Raw genomic sequence first — 26541 nt, 5'->3', positions numbered from 1 at the left:
GATGACGTACTGATATGTCTTCTATCGCTGCTCACCTGATTCCTACGTGGCTGCGTCAATACCAGCTAGCTACCTTACCAACTGACGTCATTGCAGGGTTGGTCGTAGGGGTGCTTGTCATTCCTCAAAGCCTCGGTTACGCAGTATTAGCAGGACTGCCACCTGTTTATGGCCTGTATGCCGCGATTGTACCCGTCATTGTCTATGCTTGGCTTGGATCAAGTAATGTCCAAGCAGTCGGACCGGTGGCCATCACTGCGATTATGACAGCAAGTAGCTTGCTGCCCTATGCCGATGCAGGCGCTGAACAGTACGCTCTTATGGCAAGCCTTCTGGCATTTATGGTGGGGGCACTGCTCTGGATAGCTGGACGTCTCAAGCTTGGCTGGATCATGCAGTTTATCAGTCGCGGAGTGTCGGCAGGCTTTGTCAGCGGCGCGGCGGTACTTATTTTTGTCAGTCAGCTGAAGTATTTGACCGCTATTCCAATTGCTGGCAACAGCTTGATTGGCTATCTATCTACCATGCAGATGCACGTGCGTCAGCTGCATCCCTTGACTCTACTCATTGGCATCATTGCTTTTGCGCTTTTAGTAGCAAATCGCTATGCGAGCGAATGGGTATGGCGCACGTGGCTATCAGCGTCCTATGCTAAATGGGCCGAGCGCTTATTTCCGCTGATATTGCTCGGTGTGGCGATTATACTGAGTATGGCATTGCATTGGGGCGCGCTAGGCGTTGCGACCATCGGTAGTATACCGCAAGGGCTACCGAGCTTGACCCTGCCTCATATACCTGATGTACAAGAAGCGCTCAAGCTTTTGCCAACCGCAGGACTGATGGCGCTGATTATTTTTGTGTCTAGTAGCTCAGTTGCGAGCACCTATGCACGCCTGCGCGATGAAAGCTTCGATGCCAATCGTGAGCTGACAGGACTTGGACTTGCCAACTTATCTGGCGGACTGTTTCAGAGCTTTGCGGTCGCTGGTGGTTTTTCGCGTACTGCCATCAATGTTGACTCAGGGGCCAAAACCCCAATGGCGAGCTTAGTCACTGTCGTAGTAATGATTGCCGCACTGATCGCTTTTGGTCAAGCACTCGCGCCGCTACCCTATGCGCTTCTGGGGGCGACCATCATGGCCTCTATCATTGGGCTTATCGATGTCGACACCTTAAAGTCGGCATGGCAGCGAGATCGCTTGGACGCAGCAAGCTTTATAGCAGCGTTCGCAGGCGTGCTGATACTTGGCCTAAATACAGGACTGGTCATCGGTTTAATGGTATCTTTTGCTAGCCTTATTTGGCAATCGAGTAAGCCGCATGTCGCCATCGTTGGTCAGCTGGGCGGTACAGGACACTTTCGTAATATCAATCGTCATGATGTAGCAACTTTCGATAATTTATTGCTCTTGCGTATTGATGAGAGTCTGTTTTTTGGCAATAGTGAGTCGGTGCATCGTCGTATCCTAAAGGCGTTACAACAATACCCAGACGCGCGTGAGCTTATCTTAATCATGTCAGCTGTCAATCATATCGACCTGACAGCCCAAGAGATGCTCGGCACGCTTAATAAGGAGCTGGCACTGCAAGATAAACGTCTGCACTTTAGCTTTGTAAAGGGACCCGTCATGGATGTCGTCGGTCATACGCCGCTGATTACTGAGCTATCAGGGCAGGTCTATCTAAGTACGTTAGATGCGGTCAACGCCTTAAAATATGGCTAGCGAATGCTTTATTTTGCGACATCGTATCAATCGCTGGTATCGCCTGCCACAAAATATCGTTATGATAAGGTATGCGCTATGCTGTTTTTTGTATAGACAAATGAATTGAAATAGCCTCTAATAATCTCCATTTCATTACTGACTTATTACTCTTTGACCTTTAACAAACCTACTTTGACAAATCCAGTTGAATCTAGTTATGACCAATGATATAACCATCTACAAACAAATTTATCCAAGCCAATGTATCAAAATTGCAGAGCTTGGCTATCGCTCAGTACTTAACATACGACCTGATGCTGAGGTTGATATGCAGCCTAATAGCTGTGACTTTACCAATGCTGCTGAGCAGGCAAGTCTATCCTACCGGCACCTTCCTTTCGATGATGAGCGCTTGAGTATGCTGACAGTTGAGCAATTTGCCGCGCTTTATCACGCGATGCCCAAACCCATATTAATGTTTTGCGGGACTGGGGCGCGTGCCAAGCTACTGTACCAAAGTGCCTTGATGCAAGGTTTGTTGTAATTTATAGTTTATGTACGTTTAAATAATTTAGGAATTTTTATGAGCCATCATATTAGTATTACTGGACAAATCACCCCTGATCAAATCCCTATGATTGCTGAGAATGGTTTTAAAACCATTATTAATAATCGTCCTGATGGTGAAGAGCCAGGCCAGCCAACCAGTGCAGAGATTGAAGCAGCTGCTACCGACGCAGGCCTCGCTTATAAAGAAGTATCTTTTGCTGGTAGTGAGCTTAACCAATATCACGTCGAAGAATTTGCGGATTTCTTTAATCAGGCTGAGCAGCCAATGCTGATTTTTTGCCGTACTGGCAATCGCTCAACTGGTATCTATGAAGCCGCTAAGCGTATGGATTTATTAGACGACTGATCTATTCAATTTAGGATAGGTAATGCAACTTAAAACCGATGTAATACCACCGAGATAAACCTTGACAGTCAAAACTCAGCGAAATGAATAAAAGCTCATATAAATATATGGGCTTTTATCGCATCTGTAAGTATGTTTTAGGGTATATTTATAATGTTATTGCCACAAGGAATGTGGATTATTTGAACAGTCATCCTAATATGTCTGACAATTTTACAAGGAATGTTTCATGAGTAATACTGCACTGGCTCTGCTCCCTTTAGCGCTTGCCTACATTATGTTTACGTTAGGGACAGGACTAAAACCTAGCGATTTTAAAGTTATCATTAACTACCCCAAAGCCTTTTTTGTCGGCTTAATTAACCAAGTCATTGTGGTCCCTTTAATCGCTTTAGCAGTTGTCTTAGTAATGGTACCACCACCCGAAATTGCTTTTGGTATCATGCTGATCAGTTTTTGCCCAGGCGGTGTAACCAGTAACATGCTTACCTATTATGCTAAAGGTAATGTCGCACTTTCTGTTGCGCTCACTGGTGTGGTCAGCTTGTTATCAGTCGTCACCTTGCCTATCTTAATTACTTTAGCCTTTAAGCACTTTATGCAAGACCAAGCAGGCTCTATTAGCGCTGTCAAAATCGGTCTTGTCATGTTTTTATTGACGACTCTGCCCGTAACCCTCGGTATGCTCGCTCGTCGTAAATTTACTAATTTTATGGTGCGTAGGAGCAGCATTCTAAACAGCTTAGCCAGTATCTTTTTTGTGTTGATTGTTTTTGCAGCCATCGCTTCTAACTGGGAACTACTAAAGTCACAGTTAACATCGATGGGGCTTGAGCTAGTCCTTATCATCATGGCATTATTTGTATTAAGTATTTTGATTTCTAAAACGTTAAAGCTTAGCTGGTTTGACACCAAAACGATTTCGATAGAGACCAGTATTCAAAACAGTACGACTGCCATTACTTTAGCTCCCATCATTATGGGCACAGCAGCAGGTTTGCCTGCTATTGCTCTACCTGCTGCCGTATATGGGGTGCTCATGTATGTGATTGCGCTACCGATTATTGCTTTGATTCGAAATAAGAACTGATTGTATCCGACATAAAAAAACCACCTCAAAAAAGGTGGTTTCTTATAGTAACTTTAGAGTTTAATAGCCTACTGCATAACCAAGTATTCAAACGCTGATAATGCCGCTTTACTGCCCTCACCCATCGCAATGTTAATCTGCTTAAATGGTACAGTCGTTACGTCACCACAAGCAAAGATACCTTTGCGGTCAGTGCGGCAGCGCTCGTCAATTTCAATCTCGCCAAAGCGGTTCAAATCAACAAAACCTTTGATAAACCCAGTATTCGGTACTAAGCCAATCTGGACAAATACCCCTGATAAGTCACGCTCGTGCGTCTCACCTGAACTGCGATCTTGATACACAATAGAGGTAACTTTACCATCAGTCGCTTTAATCTCTTGCGTTGCTGCACTAGTGATAAATTCGATATTGTCTTTTTCTTTGGCTTTATTAATCAACACTTGATCCGCTTTTAATTCATCAGCGAACTCGAGTACCGTTACATGCTTCACAATACCTGAAAGATCTAACGCTGCTTCCACACCTGAGTTACCACCGCCAATGACTGAAATATCTTTATCTTTGAAAAAAGGACCGTCACAATGCGCACAGTAAGCAACACCTTTACCGATGTTTTCTTCTTCACCTGGTACGCCAAGCTTACGCCACTGGGCACCAGTTGCTAGGATAATACTGCGAGTCTCAAACGTCTCACCTGTGTTTAAGTGGATGCTATAATTTTCGTCTTTGGTCTCGCCAATTTCTTTAACACTGACATGCTCTTTTAGTGTAATGTTATATTCACCTAAGTGTTTAACAAAGTTGGTCGACAAGTCAGTACCGTTAGTTAAGGGTACAGAAATCAGGTTTTCAATATCCTGCGTGTCTTTTACCTGTCCGCCAATACGGTCAGCGACCATCGTCACTTTAAGGCCTTTACGCGCCGTATAAATCGCTGCCGCGACCCCAGCAGGACCTGCACCGATGATAGTGACATCTTGCTGCTCTAACTGCTCTTCGTCATCGCTCGCTTCTGCTAACAAGTCAGGAAACTGATCTTGTAGCTTTTCAATCAGTTTTGCCGTATCGATGAGGCCATTGGCGAACGGCTTACCGTTTAAAAAGACTGCTGGTACGCCTTGGATATTGTTCGCCTCGACTTGCTCTTGGAACAACGCGCCATCGATCATCTCATTGCTGATATCATCATTTAACAGTGCAAATTGGTTCAATGCCTGCACCACTTCTGGGCAGCTGTGGCAAGATAACGATACGTAAGTTTGGAACTGTAAAGGCTTATTAAAACGCTTAATGAGCTTTTGAATGCCTTCATCTAGCTTTAACGTATGCCCACCCGCTTGAAGTATTGCTAAGATAAGCGAGGTAAACTCGTGGCCACCTGGGATACCGCTGAACACAATGCCTGTATCGGTAAGTACATCATCGATATGACTGCGAACCGCAAAGCTAATTGGACTTGGCAAGCTGTCATCGTTTGCTTTTGCATCGAAGTTAATCTTATCGGTGGTACCAGCGATTTTGGTCAAAAATTCAACCAACTCACTACGTTTTTCGTGCTCACCGCTACCCAATACAAAGGTAATCGGGCGGGTCATATTTTCACTATAATTTTTGACAGCATCTAATAAATTTTGATCTATCATGTTTGTTCCTCATTATTATTGGATATGTAACGGCAACTGTCACGCTGCACGTTCAAATATGGATTATTGGTTACTGATAATCTTGTTAAAACTGTGTTAGGCAATATGCTTGTGCCCTTTAATGTCTCTATTATCATAGGTTTCAGAGATTTGGGCAAGCTGGTAAACTCAAACTTTACGTTTTGTAAAACCAATCATAAACGCTTTTATTTAATTAAATATAAACTTACGGGTGAATAATAGCCATGGTATAGCTCTTGTTTTTTCGCTACAATCGAATGAGGCAAATAGGAAAAGCTCCTATTTGCCTCGTGGCAGATTCGCTTTTATGCTGGTTTATCAAAAGCCATTTCTGCTGATATTAAGCTTTATCACTATTGAATCAAACCTCAACTAGGTTCAATAAAACCTAAGACTCACAATCATAGCAACGCATCATGACAACCTTTATGGCAAGACACTGATGCTTATTGCATGGTTGTGTTTTATAACAAGGATGACAATATGAGAAAGACTGATACGTTACAAGACAATAGAGACATTATTGCCGAACTTAAGCAGAAAGATAGCCATTTTGCCAGTATTTTTGATGAGCACACCATGCTTGATCAGCAAATTAATCAGCTTGATAAAGATTTGGTCACACATGCCAGTAGAGATGAAGAAATCGAAAAAATGAAGCGACGAAAGCTGCATTTAAAAGATGAGATTTATAAAATAATTGATAAAAACAAACTACAATCTCAGGCTTAGCGCTTCATATCTTATTAGGGCGTGTCCTCAATTCAATCGATAGCTATCTAAATGGGCTAAAAATGGCTAAATCTGGCCAAACGGTGTCAAATAGCTGACTAATATCTCGATATTATCTGCGCTATTTTCCTTGTTTGGCGGCAATTTATCTCATTTTTATCTCCATTTTTAAAATGAGGACACGCCCTAGTGCAAAAATACAAACATTTTTTAATAGTATAAAACCCCCATCAACTTTTGCTGATGGGGGTTTTATTTCATAGCACAACTAACGAATAGCTTTGAACACTATAGTGAGTTCAGTATAAAAACGATACAGTGGGACTAGGATGAATTTTACGCCGCCTCTGACTGCGCAGGCAAAGCACGCCAGAAAAATTTATACCAGTTCCGCGTTGAAATATAATGTATCTGTTTTATTTAGAATCGACTATAGTCAATAATTATCAACCGCCTATAATTTCGCCGCCATTGACGTGTATCACTTGTCCTGTCACATAGCTTGCATCATCGCTTGCTAAGTACAAGTAAGCAGGCGCGACCTCGTTTGGCTGCCCTGCTCGTCCCATCGGCGAGCTTTGACCAAATTTTGTAACTTCATCAGGCTCAAATGAGGCGACGATAAGCGGTGTCCAGATTGGCCCTGGTGCGACACCATTGACTCGAATACCTTTGCCATTACCCATTAAATTGTTGGACAGCGCACGAGTAAAAGACAAGATAGCACCCTTAGTCGCAGCATAATCAATGAGATGATCGCTACCGCGGTAGGCGGTGATAGAGGTAGTATTGATGATACTACTGCCCGCTTTCATATGTGGCAGGGCATATTTACTCAGCCAAAAATGCGGATAAAAATTGGTATGAATGGTCTTATCGAGCTGCTCGGTACTGATGTCCGTTAGCGTCTGTTGCTCGACTTGTCTGCCTGCATTATTGACCAAAATATCGATACGGCCAAACTCAGTGAGCGTTTTGTCTATCAGTTCTTTACAGTTAGCCTCCTTTGACAAATCAGAGGCAACCAATAGGCAGCGGCGCTCATAAGACTCAATATGCTTTTTAGTCACCTTGGCGTCTTCATCTTCACAAAGGTAGCTTACGACCACGTCTGCACCTTCTTTGGCAAACAAAATAGCCACCGCTTGGCCAATACCACTATCAGACCCTGTCACAATCGCAACCTTTCCGGCCAGCTTGCCGTTTGGATAGTCACGCGGCAATACCTCAGGGCTTGGATGTTGTTGTTTTTGCGAGCCTGGCAAAGACTGCTCTTGCTGAGGAAAGCCATCATTCGCTGATTGATTAGTCATGATTTTACTCCTTTATTATCATATTCATTTTTATAGTAGTCGTGATTAAACGAGTTTTTGAATAATCCACCGCTTCTTATCGTTTGAAGCGTGCTATCAGCATAAGTAATCTAAAATGAAAATTGGGTAAAATCTGGTGTCAGCCTGTAGATAAGATGTAAAATAAAAAAGACTCTATCAACGTTTGCTGATAGAGTCTTTGTCTATGATACTGGCTCTAAACATACTTAGTAGCCAGTCCCATAGAAATATCTAAATAATGCATCAACTACTTAGATTTTACCAACCAAATCAAGGCTTGGTTTTAGCGTTGCTTGACCTTGCTCCCAAGCGGCTGGGCATACTTCACCATCATTGTCACGAACGTACTGAGCGGCTTTAATTTTACGGACCACATCTTTTGCGCTACGGCCGATGCCTAGATCATGGATTTCAGCCACTTTGATTAGGCCATCTGGATCAACGATGAAAGTACCGCGAAGCGCTGCATTGTCTTCTTCGATCATGATATTGAAACCGCGAGTGATTTTACCAGTGCCGTCACCCAACATTGGGAAAGTTACTTTACCAATCGCTTCTGAAGAGTCGTGCCATGCTTTGTGTACAAAATGCGTGTCAGTTGATACTGAGTATACTTCTACGCCTAATTCTTTTAGCTCTTCGTAATGGTTTGCCATGTCTTCAAGCTCAGTTGGGCAAACAAACGTGAAGTCATGTGGGTAAAACATAAATACAGCCCAGCTACCTTTTACGTCTTCTGAGGTGATGGTTTTGAACTCACCGTTTACAAACGCTTCTGTTGAAAATTCTGGGATTTCTTGATTAATAATAGCTGCCATGATTGGCTCCTTTTTTGATTAAATTTTAAGTTAATTGTTGATTAAGTATTTGACCTTTTTTACTAAGCCTTTAACTCTTTGGGCTACATGACAAACTATACGCGAATTTTATGGTTAATCCAGTTAAAAGTTTTTAATGTGATGTTTTGTTTTATTAAACTTGTTAAACTATTATCTCTAGTTTTTATCATCAGTGCTGTATGCGTGCATGCTGGCCTGTTAGTAAGCAAGTATCTTACATCAATCATCTGACAAGATAGCATTAAAAAGCCCATAAATAGAGAGGTTTTATGATTACTTTACGTCAACTTGAATTTGCCTTAGCCGTCGCCAAACATCGCCATTTTAAGCGTGCTGCTGAAGAGTGCAATATTTCACAGTCTGCGCTGAGTCTCGGTATCGCTGAGCTCGAAAAACAGCTAGATACGCAGATTTTTGAGCGTAATAATAAGCAGGTTCTGATTACCCCAATTGGGCAAGATATTTTGACTCGTGCCCAGCGGGTGTTTTCTGAAGTCAGTGATTTGACCACGCGCGCGCATAGCCATCAGACCCCGCTTGCTTATCCGATGACGGTCGGTATCATTCCAACGATTGCGCCGTACTTGCTTCCTAAAGTACTGCCCGCGCTGCGAGAGCATTATCCTGAGTTTCGTATGACCATCATCGAACAGCAAACCGAGCGCTTACTCGAGCAGGTACGCTACGGCCATATCGATACTGCCATTATCGCCCTACCTTATGCCGTCGATGGGCTGCACAGTTTTGAGTTTTGGAGTGAGGACTTTTTTGCGGTATTCCCCAAAGACGATATACATGCCAAGCTTGATAGTATTAACTCTGATGAGCTGGCGACGGCCAATTTGATGCTACTTGGTGAAGGTCACTGCTTGACCGATCAGACGCTATCGGTCTGTCATTTCGATCGTGAACAGATGAAATCGAGCTTTTCTGATGCCAGTCTCAACACTTTAATTCAGATGGCACTTGCCAACATGGGTACGACGCTGGTGCCAGAGATGGCGCTAGATCAACTGCATTTGCAAAACCGCAATGCTGTCGCGATACCGCTTGCCGAGGCAGGTCCGCATCGTCATATTGCCTTTGTCACACGCTTAAACTATGCGCGGGTCGATGATGTCAATTTGCTGGGTAAAGTGTTTAAACAGGCGTTTGAAGATGCTGCAAACAAGTCCTAAGCTGCAAGACTTAGCCGTAATGAGCAGTAATGAGCAAAACAACTTAGGTGAGGTATGAGCCAATTTCCACAAATAACCCTTAATTCTGGTCATTATTTTGCCCGGCACTTATCTGCGATAAATAGCGATAACAAGCTGGCGACAGGCCATGCGCTGTGGCAAGATATCGCTACTCGCTATAACGAAACGACACGCGCTTATCATACCTTAAGTCACCTGCAGCAATTGTTCGCGCAGTTTGAGCAAATCAAGCACAAGCTTAACGAGCCTCATATTGTCGCATTAGCCCTGTTTTATCATGATGTGATATATGACCCGCTGCGTACAGACAATGAGCAAAAAAGCGCCGAGTACGCAGCAGAGACGTTACACCCGTATCTGAGCGCTGAGCAGTGCGAGAATCTCTATGCGCTGATCATGATGACTGTTAATCATCAACTTACGGGGCTATCCGACCCTAAAAAAATCAGTGATGCCGCTTATCTATTGGATATGGATTTAAGCATTTTGGGTGCGCCTTGGTCACAGTACGAGCGCTATGCGCAAGCGGTGCGCCAAGAGTATAGCCATGTGCCGTTAGCCGAATATCGTACAGGACGAATGGCGGTATTAAATAGACTATTGGCGCATCCAAAGCTTTATTTAACTCACTATTACTATGAACAGCTTGAGACGCCAGCGCGAGCAAACATCCAACGCGAGCTTACTTCGCTTGCAGCTTAATAAACAGCTCGCTGCCTTGCCGTGCCGGATGTGAGTTATAGCAGCGCTCCATAATATCGATATCAAAATGGCTGGCAAAACGCTGCTGGTACTCTTCTTTTGTACCACCAAAGGGCGGCTCATCACGGCCAAAATCGACATCAAACAACACGCCAACCAGCTTACCTTGGGGTTTGAGCAGTGAGGCCATTTTTTTGACATAATCATCGCGGCGTGAAGGGTCAATGGCACAAAAAAACGTCTGCTCAAGTACCCAATCAAACTGATACTGCGCAGGCGATAACTCAAAAAAGTCGGCACAAACTAAATGCTCAGATGGAAAGTCAGGATAGCGCTCGGCAAAGTCATTAATGGGCGCTGGAGCAAAGTCCACCAGCGTCACATTGGTAAAGCCTTGCTCATACAAATAGCCTACCTCGTAAGCATTCCCCGCTCCTGGCACTAAAATAGCCTGCGCCTTAGCTGATTCAGGCAACTGGTCTATATAGGCTTTGAGCGGTGGCGATACTTGTCCCATATCCCAACCGATACTGTCTTGCTCGTAGCGCTGCTGCCAAAACCCGGATTGACTGACATTTTCCATATTATGTTTATCCTTGATTGCTTATTTTAAATAATACGTTTTGTACCGTTACAATCTATCATATCAGTATTATATAGGTTACTTGGCGTTATTATTGACATAGTCGCTCCACTCTAAAATAAACACAGTGCTACTGGGATGCTGCTTTTAAATGTAGGTTGCGCAGCCTCTAGGTTCGCAGCACGCAAGGAAAATTTATACCAGTAGCACGCTGGCATAGCTGTATCGTTTTTATATAGGATTGACCATACCATTCTTAATCCAACTGCCCTGTCTTGCCTGCCAGCATATCGTGCCAATACCGATAATCTGGCATCGCGGTCGCCACCGTTTGCCAAAACTCATGGCTATGGTTGGCATGATGCAGGTGACACAGCTCATGGACGATGACATATTCGGTACATTCAATCGGGTAGGCAGGCAGATATACAGATAGCCAAATACGACGCGCGCGCGTGTTGCAGCTGCCCCAGCGCGTATGCATCTTTTTTAGGCGTATCTCATTGGCATAGGCACCGACCACAGGTTGCCATTTGTCAAACAATGACGGCGTGATAGCCGCAAGCTGCTCACGGTAATAGGTCAGTTTTTTATCATGGCTGAGGGTCAGGGATTGCTCAATCCCCCATAACAGCATAGGACTGTCGGTAGTTGAAGAGTCCGCTAAAGGACGGTGTTTACGCTGGTGCTGCTCTAAGACCTGTGCGTGATTGTCGATTGCCCAAGACACACGCTTGGCAATGGCTTTCTCGATTTGCACGGTACTGATAAAAGCCGGTGCGGAGACCATCAATGTGTACGGCTTTAAGCGAAAATTGATGTTTTTGACGCGTTTTTTATGGACTTGCAGCTCTATCCCTGCCTGCGCAAGATGTTGTCTCACCGCATGTAAACTGATGGCGTGTCTCCTTACATTCTTGCTTTATTCATTTAGCACTTATCGCCGTTACAGCGCTTGCAAATGATTGTCAAAAGACATTTTATGCCACTTGCTGTCGCTCTTCACTTGCCAAGCGGTATCTAGCGATGTGCTGGCGGCTGACGCTGCTATCGGTACCGACTTCACTTCCAATATCGTTAGCTGCCCTTGCCCATCACTAACGATAAAGCCTGCTTTTTTCTCACCAGCCAACACCGACGCGCCCGCACAATCTGGCAAACTGACATCGTCGATCAGCTGCCGCGTATTTAGATCATAAATCGCCGCACAGCCGCCAATCGGGGTGGTGACGCATAGTAAATCATGCACACTGTCGACGGCGACGCTGGCGATATACTGATGAAAGCGCTGCCACTCATCATTAGCCATGGTGAGCGGCTCGAAGTCAGCATCACCGCGCTGACGCGTCAGTACCAAGGGCACATTGATATGCTTATCCCCTTGAAACTGAATACCAATCATCACCCTGCCATCATCGTGCATGGCGAGATGACGCACGCTCATCTGGTTGTGTACTGGGACGACCTGCTCCAGCAACGCGCCAGTGTGACGATTGAGATACACCAATGATGGACGCATGCTATCGAGATTTAACTCTTCGCGAGAGGCACGCTCGGTTTTGATACCGCCATTGGCGATCACCAGTGTGTCGCCATCAGGATGCATGACCAGCTCATGCGGGCCGATACCAAAAGCATCAAATTCTGCGATTTTTTGATAGTCATCAGTCGCATCATAGACACCGATTTTGCCATCGAGGCTCACCGTATCGTTTTCGGTCACATACAAACGCTGGGCATCTAAGCTATAGCATGCATGACCATAAAAATGTCGATGGTTTGCCGCTTGAATGGCTGTCTTGACCTGCCCTGTGGCAGTATCAAGCACCCAAAACCTCTCACTAGGGCGACGTCCCATCACCACAACATCACGGCGCTGCTGATGATTGCTTTTATGGTATTGCATATCGTACTGGGCTGTATCAAGCACTCCATCAACAGACGGCTGTACGACGATATCATGGACACGCTCAGGCATGGTGGTCTGCCAAACGATCTGTCTATCAGCGTCAATACCGACGACGCCAAAGTCATTGTCATTGTCATTGTCAGACTGGCCATCAGTGTGATCAGTGTTAGTGAGGTTTTTTGGCATAGACGCCACCCCACTCACCCAGCACACGGGGCGCGCCATCATGGTGGTGGTATGCAAAGCGGCCAAATCAGATATAACATTGTTATCAGTATTATCTGAATAAGGCTGCTGATAGGCTCGCTGCCATGTCACCGCCGCCTGCTGACAAGCATGGCGAAAGCGTGCTAGCTTTGACCACTTAGGCTGCTCCGACGGCTGTGGCACTGAACTACTGCTCAACTGCCATGTCTGCCACTGCGCGCGGACACCGATCACGTAATCTTGCAAGCTTGCATCGGGCTGCCGGCGTTTACGATAATGATGATGGACAGCGACCAGCGCCGCCGTACCTGTGACACTAGCGAGCGTCGTCGTGACAGCGGACGTCAGTCGCTCGTGGCGAGACTGGTTACCTTCGTGCAGCAGTAAAGCTCGGTTATGGGTATCATCGTTACGCTTACGCATTATTTAATCGCCATCGGTACTATTAAAGCCCACACGGATACCGAGTGCCGGTATCAGCTGGCGCTTGATAAGACGGGTAATGGTGGTCAGATGGTCATACAATTCTTGCTGCGTTGCTTTATCAGCCGTGGCGATATCCTCTGGCATCTGCGCCAATAGCGTGGTGGCATCTGCTAAGGCAGTCGATAGCGTATCAGCGACGTTGTTTTCATTATTGCTACCAAGGATAGCAGTCAGGACAGGATCAGTCAGCGCCTCATTTAACGTGGCTAATTTGGCATTGATAATGGCGCGGCTTTGGCCAGCGGTGGCGGCTGGCACATGACCTTTGGCTTTGCCTATCAGGCCCAAAGGCTGGTCAATGGCGTTAGATTTCATGGTCTCAACCAACGACAATAACGAATTGAACCATTGGTTTAAGCCCTGATCGCTATCAGCTGTTTTATCAATCGCCAACAGCGTTGTCGCGTTTTTTTGCCAGTCTTTTTCGATGTGTTGTAGGCGCGTACTCAAGGCATCACTGGCGCTTATCACATAAGCACACTGCCCCGCATCCAAGCTATCATTGGCGTACAGGGCTTCTTCTAGTCCTGGCACCCCTTGTACGATAGCACTCTCATCAGCGAGCTGCGCTGCGGTGAGCTTTGGATTGGCTGCGATCAAATCAGCCACACCGCTATGCACCAGCCCGCGCTCATCAGGATAGTAGTTGATATATAGGTTGCTCATGCTAGCGGTGGCAGGCCCAAAGTTGATCATCTCAGCGCGCGCCCACGCTTGTGCCAGCACCAGCCACTGATCCCGCAGCGTTTGCAGCTCATCACCGCTGACTGCGCCTGACTGACAGTGCTTTTGTGCCAGCTCATGTAGCAGCTCACTTTGACGCGCCGTATCAGCATAGGCGGGAATGACGAGATCATCTGCCACATGGGTCAGATAGGTCTTTTCTGTCTCAGCGCTGATATCGACAGCGGCGATACGCTCTGTCCTGTTATTTTTGTCATCTACAGAAGGCGTAGCGGCGCTATCTTGCGCGACTTCTTGACCCTCAGAGTCTGGCGCTTTGTTTTCATCTGCAGGTTTGACACAGCTGATCAGCAGGCCCGCGCTCAAAGCAGACAGTGCCATTGCTACAGCAGGGTTTATTTTCATAGGTTTCTCGGTATTTATATGAGTGATTTTATCAATCGTTTATTGGTCATTTGCTAAGAGCGCACCCTTTGCCCACAAGCCTTTTGTCACGCAATTCATAGCGACTGCAAGAACGCTGTCAATTCAGCCCGCCCTTGCTTGTCTAACTGAAATACGTTTTGTTTTTGTTTTTCGGCCTCGCCGCCGTGCCATAGTACTGCTTCCATCAAGGTGCGAGCACGCCCATCATGCAAAAACGTCGCTTGCGGATCGACCGTTTGGGCAAGACCAATACCCCATAAAGCCGGCGTTCGCCACTCATAAGAGTTGGCCAAAAACTCTACTTGTGCGTCTTTGGGCGGCAGCTTACCAGCAATCGTCCGATCGGCAAGCTCGTCGCCCATGTCATGCAGCAGCAAATCAGTATAAGGATAAATCACTTGTCCGTGCTGCTCAAGATGGTCATCGTCGGTTTTTGGCAACTGATAGCGCGGGGTATGACAGCTTTGGCAGCCCATATCATAAAAGCGTTTTTTGCCGGCGAGCACCAGCTCATCCTCGGCATGACGGCGATGCGGGACGGCCAGATTGCGCGTATAAAACTCCACAAACTTGGCCACCTCGTCATTGACCTCCACAGGTGGCTTACCACCGCCTTGCTCATCAGCGCCCGTGGTTGCATTGACACACGCCGTTTGCGCAGGCATGCAGGACTCATGAGGACGGATGTTTGAGGTCAGCCCCATGTCTTCATTAAAGGCACTTTGGTTTTGTGTCAAAAGCTTGGTTTGTCCTGCTTTCCAGCCAAAGCGCCCCAACGCGGTTTTGCCCGTCTGTGGATCCATGACCCAGTTAAACTTACCACTGATATCAGCGCTGTCATTATCGACGGCTTGTTTTTTGATATCGTCATCGGGTATTTGTTCCAACAGTCCAAGCCCAATCATCGGCAAGGCCACGCGCGGCGATACCATCATCTGGTCATCAAACGCGCCATAGCCTGGGTTAGTCAGATGAAAGGTAGGCGCGCGCAGGGTTTCGACGTGACCATCAGCGAAAGTGACGGGCTTGTCGGTCCACTGTACCGCGATTCTTGCTTCAGCAGGTACGCCCTGAATACCGCGATCTTGTAGCTGGCCGCCATACATCGGATGCACGACTTTTTCGATCAGCGAGTTTTGCAGCTGCGCTCGCTCCTCATCGGTGGTCGCTGGCATCGCCAAACGAATCAGCAAGCTGTCGGCATCGTCCTCACTACTCATCGGTGCGTGGCCACGGCCATCTTTGATATGACAAGATTGACAAGCCGCGACGTTAAACAATGCCCCCAGACCATCACGGCTATCGGTACTGGCAGGTGCGACCACCCACGGCTGACGAAAAAACGCATTACCAATAAAAAAACTGCCCTTACGCGAGGCGGACAGATTGGACGAGGGTTTGGAGTAACTCTCGCTACTTGTGATGCTAATGCCCGTGTCGCCGCCTTGTTTGATCTCTTGCGGGTCAAATGTCACCAGCTGCTGCATCGGCACGCCAGCCAGCGCTTCCACGGTTTGCGTACGTTTGGGCGTCAAAGCGGACCCGCCTTCACCACTTGCAACGGCAGTGTCATTGGTGTTTTTATTGGTCGATGCGCTGTCTGACGTGCTATCCGTGGGCTGACAAGCACTGATGGCAATTGCACCTGCGACGGTGAGCACAAGTTTGCGGGCGGTGCGTTGAGTGGGTAAAAAAGAGACAGAAAAAGCAGAGGATTTGGTATGAATGGAGCTCATAGGAGTTGCCTTAGTTCTAGAGTAGAACCATTAAAATGGCTAGCTATAACAGTATTTTTTCTTATCAATATAACGGTATAAAATACATCAACGCTATAAATTAACGCACTGACCTATTTTATTGCACGTAAAAATACGTTGCTAACTGTCGTTAACAACGCATGTATTATATATAACTTGCACTTTTACAAACATATCTTTCATCAGCTTTTCATGACTTGTAAGACATTATCGACATCATTAAATTATTCTATGTGAGAGAAGTCAATCGCTTAAAACTGTGAGCCAGCGTCCGCGTCTAAGTTATCGATACCGACCGCTTTTGCCGCATTTTCGATACCATCTGTCAGCGCTTGCAGACTTGTGATACCCGCCTCGATCCAGCCGCGGCGTTTGTTTTGCTCTTCTGCTGAGATGTCATGCTTGCTCGCTTGACCAACTGTTGCAATCATCTGATCGACCTTGATGCCTTCTTTTTCGCCTTTTTCTACGATGACATTAAAGGCGTCTTCGACCTTTTTAAAGTCAGCAGTCAGCTTATCAGCCGCTTCTTGATGACCACTATCGATCAGATAGTTTTTGACACCGTAGCCACCGATGGTCTTGCCAGCGACAGTCTTATAGCTGCCATTAAAGACGTTTTGGATGCCGCGTGCGTTATTGGCATAGCTTAGGTGAGTTAAATCACTAAAGCACTCGTGCTCATCTTCAGTAGAGCCTGTCACAAACGCGACCTGCATGCGCTCAGAGGCCAGTTCACCTAAGGCCAAGCTGCCCATTTGATACATGATTTGACGTAGGCCATTGTCGTATTTACGCGCCATCAGATCGCTACGTAGAGTGTTTTCGCTCTCAGGCTGCCACTCGGCTTCCATCGCTGTGAGGTCGTTTACCAGCAACTGCGCTGCCGCTTTTAAGAACTCGCCGCGACGCTCACAGATACTAGCGTCTTCATTGACCGTATCGCCACTGGTACATTGTCCAGCTTCGGTGACATAGTCGGTCACAGGGCGTTCGCCTGCCCCTGCGCTGACACCATTGGTGTCTTGGCCCCATAGCATAAACTCAATCGCATGATAGCCTGTGGTGACATTGGCTTCACTACCGCCAATCTCATTCATATCTGCCAGTAGCTCAGGTGTGATCTTGCTGGTGTCTTGTTTGATACTACCGACCGTGATGCTGTCGCTATTGATGATATTGTCTTGGCTGTTGTACTCGCCTTCGTAGCTATCGTTGACATAGTCGATCAAAGCTTCATCGAGTGGCCACGCATTGACCTGACCTTCCCAGCCATCGACGCTACCGATGGCGCGCTTATCATTGGCCGTCACAAACCCTTCATCAAAACGGAAAACCTCTGTCTGAGAGTAAGGCTGGCGCGCCGTTTTGTAAGCTGCTTTTGCCGCCTCTAAGTTGGCCTCAGTGGGGGTTTCTACATAGGTTTCTACCGCTTTTTGTAGCGCTTTAGCCGTTTCAAGTGAATCTTTGTAGGCGGCATGAGCCATATTGGCATAGCTGATTACCAGTCTGTCAGTATGTGCCTGATCGGTCGCCGAGAGCATACCACTGTCCGTTGACTCTGTGCTTTGCACTTCTGTTTGACTCTCTGCCCTTGTCTCAGCATTTTCGTCGGTTTGTTTGGTGCAACCCGACACCATTAATAACCCTGCCAGTGCAGCAGCCAAAGCGGTGGGGAAAATCTTACGGCTCGTTCCTGTGGTAATCGTCATACACATCCTCAAAAGATATTACAAAAGAAAAAATCATCGTCAGTGCCACAGCGCGTACTGACTTTATCTATATATCATAATGTAGATAAAGTCAGTATCAGTTATTGCGCTTATGTTACGGCACTTGTCTAAAACCTCTATGAATTATAGGGTTATTGATAATCATTATCAATATTTAATTTTATGCCTACATTGTTCGTAGTAGCTATAGCCGTGTAATAAAAACAAAAAAGCCAGCGGATTGCTGGCTTTTTTGTAATTGATCTACTTATCGATAAAACGATAAATTAGTTAACGCTCTGTGGCGAGTTGATGGTCAACTCTACGCGGCGATTTTGCTGACGACCATAATCAGTGCTGTTATCGGCGACAGGACGTGATTCACCATACGCAACTACGTTGATACGGTTTGAAGAAACACCGTGTGCTGTTAGGTAGTTGGCTACTGAATAAGCGCGGTCACGTGATAGACCCATGTTATAAGAGGCTGAACCGCGGCTGTCTGTATGACCTGCGATATTTACCGTGGTCTTGTTGTACTGGTTCATGGTAGAGGCCAGCTTATCAAGTGTTGGCTTGAAAGATGAGCTCAATGTTGCATCATCAAATGAGAAAGTAATATTACCTGGCATAACCAAGTCAATGTTACCTGTAGTTGGGTTCTGCTCAACTGTTACGCCCGTACCAGCCATCTGTTGCTCAAGCTGCTTGGCTTGACGTTCCATATAATAACCAACGCCAGCACCTAGCGCTGCTCCGATAGCGGCATCACGACCAGTCTTATCACCACCAGTAGCTTTTGAGATAGTTGCACCACCTGCTGCACCAACTAAGGTACCCAAAGCTGTTTTATTTAAACGCTGTTGTCCTGTGTTTGGATCAGTGGTACAACCACTCAATGCTAGACCTGATGCTAGACCTGATGCTACTGCTGCAACCATTAATTTATTACGCATAATACTTCCTCTTAAGTTGAATTTATTAATTGTGCTCTGTTATATTCTAGAATTTTTCCTCTAAAAACAAGCCAGTAATATGATACCTATCAAAATTCACTACAGTTAAATATTATAACGTCTTTAAAAAATCAAAAGCAGTTATATATGATAACAATACGAATTCATAAGATACCAAACATTAAATAGCTCGTTAGGTGTTATTCACCTTTGTCGTTATTATCGCAAGCAAGTTCTATCTATGTGTAATATTTTGTCACATCTATGTATAAAAAGTGCATGAGACCTTACACACAGTGTTATAGATGCAGTTATATGAATATAGTAGATATTATAAAAATATCAGTATTGTATGGTTTTTTTAGAATATCTCGAATATAACTATTTATGCAAATTCTCGATTTTAGCCAGTAGTTACGAAGTAATCGTACAAAAAATATTTGTAGTATTTGCTACCATGGGTCATGTAAACACTCGTACACTATTCTTGCTTTCTGCTAAACTCGTGCCTGTTTAGTATGGCAATCTCTTTTATACAGATAAAATATTAACAGCGATTAATATGATAAATAAAAAAGGACTTATCGTGCGACTGACTTCCACTATTCAAAAACTGCATGATCGTGCACCTAAGCTTGGCAAAGCCCTCTCTTTAGCAACAGCAACCGGTGTTATCACTGGTAATAGTATCGGTGCTAGCCTACCTATATGGTTTATGGGTGCTGCCAAAACAATTACTGGCTCGAAAATTGCTGATGATACTGTCATTAAAGTGACCAATTATTGGATAAATAGCAATAATGCTTTGATTGATAATATTTTACCCAATAAAGATTGGCGTATTAACTTACCTGATGATGTGCATCCAGATGGTAAATACTTGCTGATTAGTAATCATCAATCCTGGGTCGATACCAGTATCGTACAGTATGTTAGTGAAAAACGCCTACCACTAACGCGTTTCTTTACTAAGTTTGAGCTGATTTATATTCCCGTTATTGGACAAGCCTTTTACTTTTTAGACTTTCCTATGATGCGCCGGCATTCAAAGGAAGCAGTGGCAAAAAACCCAGCTTTGCAAGGTAAAGACATTGAAGAAGCCAAGCGTGCTTGTGCGTTATTAAAAGGTAAACCCTTTACCCTATTGAATTACTTAGAGGGTACGCGCTTTACTAAAGCCAAACACGCTAAGCAGCAATCGCCTTATAGTCATTTACTCAAGCCTCGTGCAGGTGGTCTGGCACTTGCTATTAATGCCTTGGGTGAAGATATCGATGGTATTTTAGATATGACTATCGTGTATCCTGATGGCGTCCCTACCTACAGCGATTTGTGGAAAGGTAATATCAAGCGCTTGGGGGTCGATGTACGCTATATTGAAATGCCTGATACGCTGTTCACTGCTGTTCAAGAGGGCGGTTATGAAAAAGATGAATCAGTTAAGGCTCAGATGTTTGATTGGGTTGGAAACGTATGGCAACAAAAAGACGCACGCATTGATAAGATGCTTGCTCAATTTGATACCAATATTGAATCCAAAAACGCTTAAGACTAAACCGCTCTAACATAACCCCCGATGATATAAGGTATGATTGTGTCCGCCTCTACTACTAGCTCTGTTACAGATACAAAACCGCTGCCCAATCAGCTAAAAACCTCGTTGTCAGAACCAAAGCCTCCTCGGCGTCCACAGCCGAACCGGTTAAAGCTGGCTTATGATATTGTGATCCTCATCGCTATCAGTATCGACCTACTGTTTATTAGTATCGATGCAATTTTGATGAGTAACTTTAGTAGCCATGTGGCAGAATGGTTGGCAATTAGTGATCGACTTAGCTGGTATCAGATGAGCTTGCACGATCCGCTACGTACCGTAGGCGGATTTTTTACCATATTTTTGATTGTTGAGCTGCTGGTACGTTGGGCAATCGCCATTAAGGATAAGGTTTATTATCGCTGGTTTTTCTTTCCATTTGTCCATTGGTATGAAGTACTCGGCTGCTTTCCGCAGCTACGGGCATTGCGTTTGTTTCGAGCTGTGATTATTGGTCGACGCCTACATCAACTTGGTTATCAGGTACTACCGCAGCCATGGATCAATCGCATCAAGTTTTATATTGATGTATTACTAGAAGAGTTATCTGATCGCGTTATTTTGACGACTATCTATAACTTTCGGCAGCAGCTTACTGACTCCGATGTCCATAAGTCGCTTATCAAATCGACCATTGAGCGCAATCGTGACCAAATTGAAGCGATGTTGTTATCGTTATTACGTCAAGAGCTTGTGCCAACGCTTCAAAAGCTTACCGATAAATCACAGGGCGGCCAGCTTATAGCGAATGAGGTGGGCAATGCCATTCAAGATGGACTTGCTAACACTCCTGAGCTGCGACGTTACCTGCGTTTGATTCCGATTGCAGGTAGCCTAATCGAGTCACAACTCCAGCATATTGGGCATAATATTGGAGAAAATGTCGTCTACTCTCTCAACGAGCGGTTGTTAAAAGCTGAGCATATCGATGCATTAATGGTGAACATTGCCCATAGTATTGTAAATATCGATATCAATAATTCAGCACTTGAAGCATTGCTTGCTAGTATTATCAATGATAGCTTGAACGAATTTGAAGCCCAAATCAAAATCCAGCAGTGGAAGCACCAAGATATGCTCAACTTGTAATATTTATGCAGTAGGTACTGTTATAAGCAGACCTTTATACCTACCATATTTCTATTTTTATGTAACTTTTTATGTCAATTTTAGTACTATTAAGGACTTGTTAATCACTATTATCCCTTAGTACACTGCTCATTGATAGCGCACAATCTAACGATCTATTTATAGTAACAACTGCGCCGTGATCGCAGGGTTATTAGTATCTTTTAAGGATTTGTATTATGACGATTTCGGATACAGGCCAGCATGACATGACATCTCAACCTGCGATAACTTTTTATGGAAAGATGCTGACATTTTCACGCCTGCAACTGAGTACCGATGACCTACCCGCTATTGAAGCACATTTATCAGACATGCTAAGCAACAAGACCAGTCAGATTCCTGTCATCATTGACAGTAGCGTTGAACAAGATTTGTCTGCTTTAATTGAGCTTTTATGGTCATGGGGATTACAGCCTATCGGTGTCGTAACAGGATTGCTTGATACACAAGCGCGTGCCCAAAGACTGGCGATATTTCCAGCGGATGGTAAGCGCATAGAGCGTATTGTCTCTAGTAAAAAGTCAGTCACTCAGTTGAGTCAAACCAGCGCTGAAAAAACAGCAGACGCACAAGTTCAAGAAGACAACAGTGTTGATGATACGGTCAAAAACAAAGATAACAGCACTGCAGATATTTCGGCTGAGACCTTGCTCAGTAGCGAGCACATTACCAGTATGATTTATGACCAACTGTTACGCTCAGGCCAAAGTATCAATCATGTCGGTGGTGACTTAATTTTGACCAATAGTGTCAATAGCGGCGCCGAAGCTATCACAGATAATAGCTTACATGTCTATGGACGTGCTCAAGGTCGCTTAGTCGCGGGGGCAACGGGCGACAAAGACGCGCGCATATTTTGTCAGGTATTTAATCCATCATTGGTTTCTGTCGCTGGCACTTACTGCCTGCGTGACAACCTACCTGAGAATACTATCGACAAGCCGGTACAAGTACGTTTTGTAGAAGGTGAAGGATTGGTATTTACGGTCATGGAAAGCACTTAATATGTAATTACGTTATATAAAAACAGCCAAACTGTTTAATAGTGAAGGCTGTTTTTTTATTTTAGTAAAGGTTAAAAAACTTCTATATAATACTTTGTTAATATTCAGGTAAGGTAATTTAACAAAACTGTCCTACTATAAATTTGTAAGTCAGCCAATATCTACAAGATTAGTAAATAATTATATAAAATAGTGTTTATCCTACTATGTTTTTAGCCTTTCTTATAGACAAGCTATAAATTTTTGTTGATTTATGCTAGGCTTACGCTCGCAGATAGTAGTCGTATTATGATTGTTGGATTTAACAACACATAATTATTATTAAAGACTGAATCATGGTTACCCAGTGCTGCGAGCACCAACATTATATTCACGTTTATTAAACGATTTTTAACTATCGAATATCCCATTGAATTATAGGAGTGTGCCATTGTGGCGAAGATTGTTGTAATCACTTCAGGTAAAGGCGGCGTGGGCAAAACCACGACCAGTGCTTCTTTTGCCGCAGGTTTAGCATTGCGTGGCTATAAGACGGTTGTTATTGATTTTGATGTGGGTTTACGTAATCTAGATTTGATTATGGGCTGTGAAAATCGCATCGTATATGACTTCGTTGACGTAATTAACGGTAATGCTCGTCTATCCCAAGCATTAGTCAAAGACAAACAATTAGAGAATCTATACATCTTGCCTGCCAGTCAGACACGTGATAAAGATGCTTTGACGGATGAAGGTGTGACTGAAGTTATATCTGAGTTATCTAAGCAGTTTGACTATATTATTTGTGACTCTCCAGCTGGTATCGAGCGCGGTGCGCAGCTAGCGATGTATCATGCTGATGAAGCCATCATCGTTACCAACCCTGAAATATCTTCAGTACGTGATTCTGATCGTATTATTGGTATTTTACAAAGCCGTACTAAGAAGGTAGAAGAAAACCAAGGTTCTATACGCGAGCATTTGATTATCACGCGCTACAATGCTGAGCGTGCGGCAGCCAATGAGATGATGGACATTGATACCATCTCTAATGATATTTTAAAAGTACCACTACTTGGTGTTATTCCTGAAAGTCATTCAGTGCTTGAAGCGTCTAACCACGGTGAGCCGGTTATTCACTATACCGATTCGGTCGCTGGTCAGTGCTATGACGATATCGTTGCCCGTTTCTTAGGGGAAGAGCGTCCATTACGTCATCTTGACGTGAAGAAAAAGAGTCTATTACAGCGCTGGTTTGGGGGTTAATAATGAGTAAAAAGAAAGGATTTTGGAGTAGTCTGTTTGGTACCGATGACAACAGCAATGCAGGTAGCGCCAACATGGCCACCGAACGTCTCAAAGTCATTGTTGCAAGTGAAAATCGGTTAAACAATCGTTTGACCACTGAACGTATCGAAAAGATGAAGCGCGAAATATTAGAGGTAGTTAATAAGTACGTTAATGGCGTACAAATTGATGATGTCAATATCAATCATCGCTCTGAGGATACGCTTGATGTCCTTGAGATGAATATCAGCTTGCCTGAGCATAAAAAGTAAACTGGATAAATGACTGGTTTACTTCAAAACTTAAGTCCATCTATACCTAAAGAAAAGCCCTTAGTATCTTGCTAAGGGCTTTTTGTCTAAATACTTGTTACAGCTTAATATACCGTTATTTCATACGCGCAATAAGTCTGTCTTTTTTAATGAAATGATGATACAAAGCAGCGCCAATATGAATTAACGTAAACGCAATAATCATTGGCCATATAATATCAGTATGTAAATCATTATAAAAACGCGCCAACCCTCTGTCTGGACTGACAAATACCGGAATTTGGAACAAGCCAAAAATATCAACAGGTCGACCACCGTAGACAGTCATCAATAGTCCTGCAAGTGGCATCACAATTAACAGTGCGTAGAGCGCAAAGTGTGACAATTGCGACATCAATAATTGCCATTTTGGCATTGGTACTGGTGGTGGTGCTTTGTTAAACAGTCGGTTGATCACTCGTGCAATCATCCAAAACAATAAGCTAATTCCAAAAGCTTTATGTAGTCCAATATATATATTACTATCGGAATTGTTGTGTAGAAACATCATGACCCATGTTACTACCAGTAAAATTGCGCTAACCCAATGGAACAGGCGGCTACTCGCTGACCACTTTTGTACGTTTGAATTATTACTATTCATAAAACATTCCATGCCGTTAGATTCTGACACTACTGACCTATTAAGATCACTTTATTAAATAGCTCAAACCATACCTTTAAAACATATTTTTCACAACCATTTGTGCAAATCAGTTTAACGCTTTCAAAAAAGTTACGTCTTATCTATCGATCTTATGTAGTTGAACGCATCCAATCTAGTAGAGACTTGTTAATCATTTAAATCGATCAGTTGGTGAGCGATTTTATCCAAATCTGGTATCAAATAAGTCGTGTCATTGATAGTAACTGTCAGAAACATATAAGAGGTAATAATATTTTCTTTAAATTGGCTACTTACTGCCCTCTCCTCTTGCTCATTACTGGTAGCGTTATTATTGTCTATAGAGACTTGTAGATAATGTTCAGGTAACTCAGCATCTTTGACTTCTGAAATACTGACTTTCATGTGATGTAAGTTTCCTGCTGTTTGTAGTGCAAATCGATGAGCATTGGTATTGCCTTCTAACACAATGGTTTTATTAATAGGCTGTTCGTGTGGTAGCAAATGAAATACTGCGACTTCTTTTTGTTCCCATTGGTATGTCCATACGCGCTCATTGGAGTCATCAACACTTAAAATTAAACTGCTTGGAATGATCCAGTCCGGCTGGTTTGCAGCAGGAATGATAGTAACTTCAAGCATACCATTATCAGTCGTCAATAGACTGACAGCTTCAAATGAATGTTTTATAATCTGGCTCATACATCGCTCACTGTAAATGAAGGTGAAATAATACTCGCTGTCATCTCGCTAATATAATTGGTAAGTTTTTGGGCAAGTAGTTCAGGACTACCAATAAATTGACAGTGACCAGAATCAATAATGGCTTGTGGTTGACTAGGACAAACGCTTGTACTTGGATTTTGTGCCCATAGCTGGCTATTGTTACCTTGAATTAAATCTAAATATTGGGAACCATCCTTGCCCATACCAGAAAATATAATGCTCACAAGATCACTACCATAAACGTCACTGGTATTTTGAAGCAATTGACCAATACCAGGCTTATATTCTCCTGACCATGTTTGCTCCGTTAATATGACTCGACCATCTGAGTCACATACAATCTGTCGATCGATGGGTGCAATCAGACAATGTCCTGTACGCAGGCGCTGAGTCGTCGTAATCACTTGACAGCGCCAGTTGTTGTGACGATTTAATATTCGAGGCAGTGTCTCTATCATATTTTGATTAAAATGGTGCGCAAGTAAAATGCAAATAGGTAGCGTGGGCGATAAGTTATCCAAGAATGTCTTGACTGCATGGGGGCCACCCATAGACGCTCCTAAAAACACCACATAACGCCAAGGCGCAGGATTATTATCAATCAATGGACTATCTAACAATGCTGGTTTGTTCAATAACTTAGCCAATTTACGTTTCAATTTGCGCTGCCATTTTGCATAATGCTGCATCTCATTTAGGTATGGTGCTGGGCTAAACCCTACAAGAACTGTAATAGATTGAGATGCCGTAATAAAACTGGCTATGTCATTATCATAATCGCCATCAATCAACCAAATATCGATTTGAACGCTATGTAATTTACTCTTATCTTGCAACTGTTGCCGTGATAAGCAATCGATTAAGGTAAAGCCTAAACTACGTACGGTATCAGTAAAAGCCAAGCGCTGATGTTGATGCTCTGCAACCACTATTACTTTGATGTCTTTATTATCTTTATCAATAATATTAGACATATAGG

General features: G+C 44.1%; 25 protein-coding genes. 12 read left to right on the top strand and 13 right to left on the bottom strand.

The features are described 5' to 3' along the window. Positions 1-14: 14 nt before the first annotated feature. From BTV98_RS00585 to BTV98_RS00570, 4 genes are all read left to right on the top strand, one after another. Positions 15-1724 carry a SulP family inorganic anion transporter gene (locus BTV98_RS00585; RefSeq protein ID WP_058369452.1) on the top strand — a complete coding sequence of 570 codons (1710 nt, stop codon included), beginning with the start codon at positions 15-17 and terminating at the stop codon, positions 1722-1724. Between the two features lie 199 nt (positions 1725-1923). Continuing rightward, positions 1924-2250, top strand: a complete 327-nt coding sequence (locus tag BTV98_RS00580; RefSeq protein ID WP_058369453.1) for a sulfur transferase domain-containing protein — start codon at positions 1924-1926, stop codon at positions 2248-2250. A 39-nt stretch (positions 2251-2289) separates the two neighbouring features. After that, the gene (locus BTV98_RS00575) at positions 2290-2622 is read left to right on the top strand and encodes a TIGR01244 family sulfur transferase (protein WP_075102718.1); all 333 of its coding nucleotides are present in this window, start codon (positions 2290-2292) and stop codon (positions 2620-2622) included. Between the two features lie 229 nt (positions 2623-2851). Continuing rightward, the gene (locus BTV98_RS00570) at positions 2852-3712 is read left to right on the top strand and encodes a bile acid:sodium symporter family protein (RefSeq protein ID WP_058369454.1); all 861 of its coding nucleotides are present in this window, start codon (positions 2852-2854) and stop codon (positions 3710-3712) included. 68 nt (positions 3713-3780) lie between these two features. Here the strand turns inward: BTV98_RS00570 and ahpF are convergent, their stop codons facing one another. Then, entirely contained in the window at positions 3781-5358 is a 1578-nt protein-coding gene (gene ahpF, locus BTV98_RS00565) for an alkyl hydroperoxide reductase subunit F (RefSeq protein WP_058369455.1), read from the bottom strand. A gap of 504 nt (positions 5359-5862) precedes the next feature. Here ahpF and BTV98_RS00560 point away from each other — a divergent pair. After that, positions 5863-6111, top strand: a complete 249-nt coding sequence (locus BTV98_RS00560; protein ID WP_075102717.1) for a YdcH family protein — start codon at positions 5863-5865, stop codon at positions 6109-6111. 446 nt (positions 6112-6557) lie between these two features. Here BTV98_RS00560 and BTV98_RS00555 read toward each other — a convergent pair whose 3' ends face one another. Together BTV98_RS00555 and ahpC are read right to left on the bottom strand one after the other, a co-directional pair. Further along, positions 6558-7424, bottom strand: a complete 867-nt coding sequence (locus tag BTV98_RS00555; protein ID WP_058369457.1) for a glucose 1-dehydrogenase — start codon at positions 7422-7424, stop codon at positions 6558-6560. Positions 7425-7696: 272 nt separating this feature from the next. Then, complete coding sequence (ahpC, locus tag BTV98_RS00550; RefSeq protein WP_058369458.1) at positions 7697-8263, bottom strand: alkyl hydroperoxide reductase subunit C; 567 nt, start codon at positions 8261-8263, stop codon at positions 7697-7699. A 290-nt stretch (positions 8264-8553) separates the two neighbouring features. Between ahpC and BTV98_RS00545 the strand changes: the two genes are divergently transcribed. Together BTV98_RS00545 and BTV98_RS00540 are read left to right on the top strand one after the other, a co-directional pair. After that, the gene (locus BTV98_RS00545) at positions 8554-9462 is read left to right on the top strand and encodes a hydrogen peroxide-inducible genes activator (protein WP_058369459.1); all 909 of its coding nucleotides are present in this window, start codon (positions 8554-8556) and stop codon (positions 9460-9462) included. A gap of 54 nt (positions 9463-9516) precedes the next feature. Next, positions 9517-10185 carry a hypothetical protein gene (locus BTV98_RS00540; protein WP_058369460.1) on the top strand — a complete coding sequence of 223 codons (669 nt, stop codon included), beginning with the start codon at positions 9517-9519 and terminating at the stop codon, positions 10183-10185. On the opposite strand, the gene BTV98_RS00535 is transcribed toward BTV98_RS00540, so the two are convergent. The 7 genes from BTV98_RS00535 to BTV98_RS00505 all read right to left on the bottom strand — a co-directional run bounded on the left by BTV98_RS00535 (position 10166) and on the right by BTV98_RS00505 (position 18905). Continuing rightward, entirely contained in the window at positions 10166-10768 is a 603-nt protein-coding gene (locus BTV98_RS00535) for a methyltransferase domain-containing protein (protein ID WP_075102716.1), read from the bottom strand. The two genes, BTV98_RS00540 and BTV98_RS00535, sit on opposite strands and share 20 nt — an antisense overlap. Positions 10769-11024: 256 nt before the next feature. Further along, positions 11025-11651 carry a M48 family metallopeptidase gene (locus BTV98_RS00530; protein WP_227511783.1) on the bottom strand — a complete coding sequence of 209 codons (627 nt, stop codon included), beginning with the start codon at positions 11649-11651 and terminating at the stop codon, positions 11025-11027. A gap of 63 nt (positions 11652-11714) precedes the next feature. Further along, complete coding sequence (locus BTV98_RS00525; protein ID WP_058369462.1) at positions 11715-13307, bottom strand: DUF1513 domain-containing protein; 1593 nt, start codon at positions 13305-13307, stop codon at positions 11715-11717. A 3-nt stretch (positions 13308-13310) separates the two neighbouring features. Then, the gene (locus tag BTV98_RS00520) at positions 13311-14459 is read right to left on the bottom strand and encodes an imelysin family protein (RefSeq protein WP_058369463.1); all 1149 of its coding nucleotides are present in this window, start codon (positions 14457-14459) and stop codon (positions 13311-13313) included. 95 nt (positions 14460-14554) lie between these two features. Next, entirely contained in the window at positions 14555-16216 is a 1662-nt protein-coding gene (locus tag BTV98_RS00515) for a di-heme oxidoredictase family protein (RefSeq protein WP_075102715.1), read from the bottom strand. 272 nt (positions 16217-16488) lie between these two features. Next, positions 16489-17949 carry an imelysin family protein gene (locus BTV98_RS00510; protein WP_075102714.1) on the bottom strand — a complete coding sequence of 487 codons (1461 nt, stop codon included), beginning with the start codon at positions 17947-17949 and terminating at the stop codon, positions 16489-16491. Positions 17950-18236: 287 nt separating this feature from the next. Further along, a complete protein-coding gene (locus BTV98_RS00505; RefSeq protein WP_075102713.1) occupies positions 18237-18905 on the bottom strand; it encodes an OmpA family protein in 669 nt (222 codons plus the stop codon). A gap of 586 nt (positions 18906-19491) precedes the next feature. On the opposite strand from BTV98_RS00505, the gene BTV98_RS00500 reads away from it, so the two are divergent. The 5 genes from BTV98_RS00500 to minE all read left to right on the top strand — a co-directional run bounded on the left by BTV98_RS00500 (position 19492) and on the right by minE (position 24172). Next, entirely contained in the window at positions 19492-20454 is a 963-nt protein-coding gene (locus tag BTV98_RS00500) for an acyltransferase (protein ID WP_058369465.1), read from the top strand. 45 nt (positions 20455-20499) lie between these two features. After that, positions 20500-21588: a hypothetical protein gene (locus BTV98_RS00495; protein WP_058369468.1), complete on the top strand. Its 1089-nt coding sequence runs from the start codon at positions 20500-20502 to the stop codon at positions 21586-21588. A gap of 218 nt (positions 21589-21806) precedes the next feature. Further along, positions 21807-22634: a septum site-determining protein MinC gene (gene minC / locus BTV98_RS00490; RefSeq protein ID WP_082638062.1), complete on the top strand. Its 828-nt coding sequence runs from the start codon at positions 21807-21809 to the stop codon at positions 22632-22634. 432 nt (positions 22635-23066) lie between these two features. Further along, positions 23067-23879 (top strand): septum site-determining protein MinD, encoded by an 813-nt coding sequence (gene minD, locus BTV98_RS00485; RefSeq protein ID WP_058369466.1) that lies wholly within the window; start codon positions 23067-23069, stop codon positions 23877-23879. 2 nt (positions 23880-23881) lie between these two features. Beyond that, positions 23882-24172 carry a cell division topological specificity factor MinE gene (gene minE, locus BTV98_RS00480; RefSeq protein WP_058369467.1) on the top strand — a complete coding sequence of 97 codons (291 nt, stop codon included), beginning with the start codon at positions 23882-23884 and terminating at the stop codon, positions 24170-24172. Between the two features lie 115 nt (positions 24173-24287). Here minE and BTV98_RS00475 read toward each other — a convergent pair whose 3' ends face one another. The 3 genes from BTV98_RS00475 to BTV98_RS00465 all read right to left on the bottom strand — a co-directional run bounded on the left by BTV98_RS00475 (position 24288) and on the right by BTV98_RS00465 (position 26536). Then, positions 24288-24815, bottom strand: a complete 528-nt coding sequence (locus BTV98_RS00475; RefSeq protein ID WP_058369470.1) for a cytochrome b — start codon at positions 24813-24815, stop codon at positions 24288-24290. A 189-nt stretch (positions 24816-25004) separates the two neighbouring features. Continuing rightward, positions 25005-25538, bottom strand: a complete 534-nt coding sequence (locus BTV98_RS00470; RefSeq protein WP_058369471.1) for a hypothetical protein — start codon at positions 25536-25538, stop codon at positions 25005-25007. Beyond that, positions 25535-26536, bottom strand: a complete 1002-nt coding sequence (locus tag BTV98_RS00465; RefSeq protein ID WP_058369479.1) for a chemotaxis protein CheB — start codon at positions 26534-26536, stop codon at positions 25535-25537. Before BTV98_RS00465 ends, BTV98_RS00470 begins: the two co-directional genes overlap by 4 nt. Between the last annotated feature and the right edge of the window lie 5 nt (positions 26537-26541).

Source organism: Psychrobacter sp. Cmf 22.2, from assembly GCF_001921745.1.
Taxonomy (GTDB): Bacteria; Pseudomonadota; Gammaproteobacteria; order Pseudomonadales; family Moraxellaceae; genus Psychrobacter.
This window is presented reverse-complemented; position numbering and strand designations above follow the sequence as displayed.